This is a genomic window from Leisingera sp. F5 (assembly GCF_001593695.1).
On sequence record NZ_LUKH01001349.1, the window covers coordinates 1 to 1094 of the forward strand.

A 1094-nucleotide genomic window follows, 5' to 3' on the forward strand; every position below is an offset into this window, starting at 1 on the left:
GCTTGCGGTGACAACTTCATCCGGCTCATCCGCGGTGGTGCCTGAATAGCGTAGCAGCAGATCGAAAATCACCCGGTCCTGCGCGACATAATCAAGATGTGGTGCAAGCCGGGCGGTCAGTTCAGCAACGTCCGAAGGGGCATTTGCGGTTTCCATCCCGTCAAGCAGCCGTGTCACTTCCTCCCCGATCAGGACGGCCAGCAGCCCGTCCTTGTCCTTGAAATGGGCAAACAGGGTGCCCTTTGCGACGCCGGCGCGGGCAACCACATCTTCAACCCGCAATCCGCTATAGCCCTGATCCTGGACGATAGCGGTTGCAGTGCTGAGCAGTTTTGCGCGGGTTTCCAGCCGCCGCTTCTGTGGTGCGCGTGTCATGCTTCATCCTCACGGGTTCGTTACTGACCGCGGTCACTTTTACAATTGACCGCGGTCATTTTTTTTCAATAAAGTGACCGCGGTCAACTTAACTCATGGAGAATGGCATGTCTGCCCGAAAAATACTGATCTTGAACGGCCATCCGGCTGAGAACACTTTCACGCAGGCGCTATGCAAAGCCTACGCATCCGCAGCAGAAGGTGCAGGGCATATTGTGCGCATGCATAATCTGTCTCAATTGGAGTTTGATGCAGATTTCGGCCAGGCCGGGTTTTCCGGTGCAAAGAGGCTGGAGCCCGAGATCGAAACAGTGCTTTCAGACTTTGAATGGGCGGAGCATATGGTCCTCGCCTTTCCGCTGTGGTGGGGCGGGATGCCGGGGAAACTGAAGGGGTTGTTTGACCGCATTCTGCTTCCCGGCCGCACGTTTGATCCGCGCACTGTGACCGATGGCCTGCCGAAACCGCTTTTGGCCGGAAAATCGGGCCGGGTGCTGGTGGCGTCGGACACGCCACCTGACCTAATGGAGCAGTTCTATGCCAATGCAGCGCATGTTCAGGTAGAGCGCCAGATTATGAATTTCGTGGGAATTGATCCGGTGGAGACCTGCCATTTCGGTGCATTGCAAGGGTCAAGTGCGGATGAGCGCGCAGCCTGGCTGAGCACCGCGTCGGAGCTTGGCGCCTTAGCTGCATAATCGTCTGAAACAGCCATGAAA

2 protein-coding genes are annotated in these 1094 nt (G+C 56.8%); one reads left to right on the forward strand and one right to left on the reverse strand.

Annotated elements, in window-relative coordinates; genetic code table 11:
* On the reverse strand, positions 1–375 hold a 375-nt coding region (locus tag A2I95_RS41350; RefSeq protein ID WP_291738078.1), incomplete at its 3' end, for a TetR/AcrR family transcriptional regulator.
* Between the two features lie 107 nt (positions 376–482).
* On the opposite strand from A2I95_RS41350, the gene A2I95_RS41355 reads away from it, so the two are divergent.
* A complete protein-coding gene (locus A2I95_RS41355; RefSeq protein ID WP_027256802.1) occupies positions 483–1073 on the forward strand; it encodes an NAD(P)H-dependent oxidoreductase in 591 nt (196 codons plus the stop codon).
* The last annotated feature ends 21 nt before the right edge of the window (positions 1074–1094 follow it).

Bases quoted from the DNA above. Each gene is read 5' to 3' on its own strand.
- A2I95_RS41355 (WP_027256802.1), top strand. From the start codon at position 483: ATGTCTGCCCGAAAAATACTGATCTTGAACGGCCATCCGGCTGAGAAC.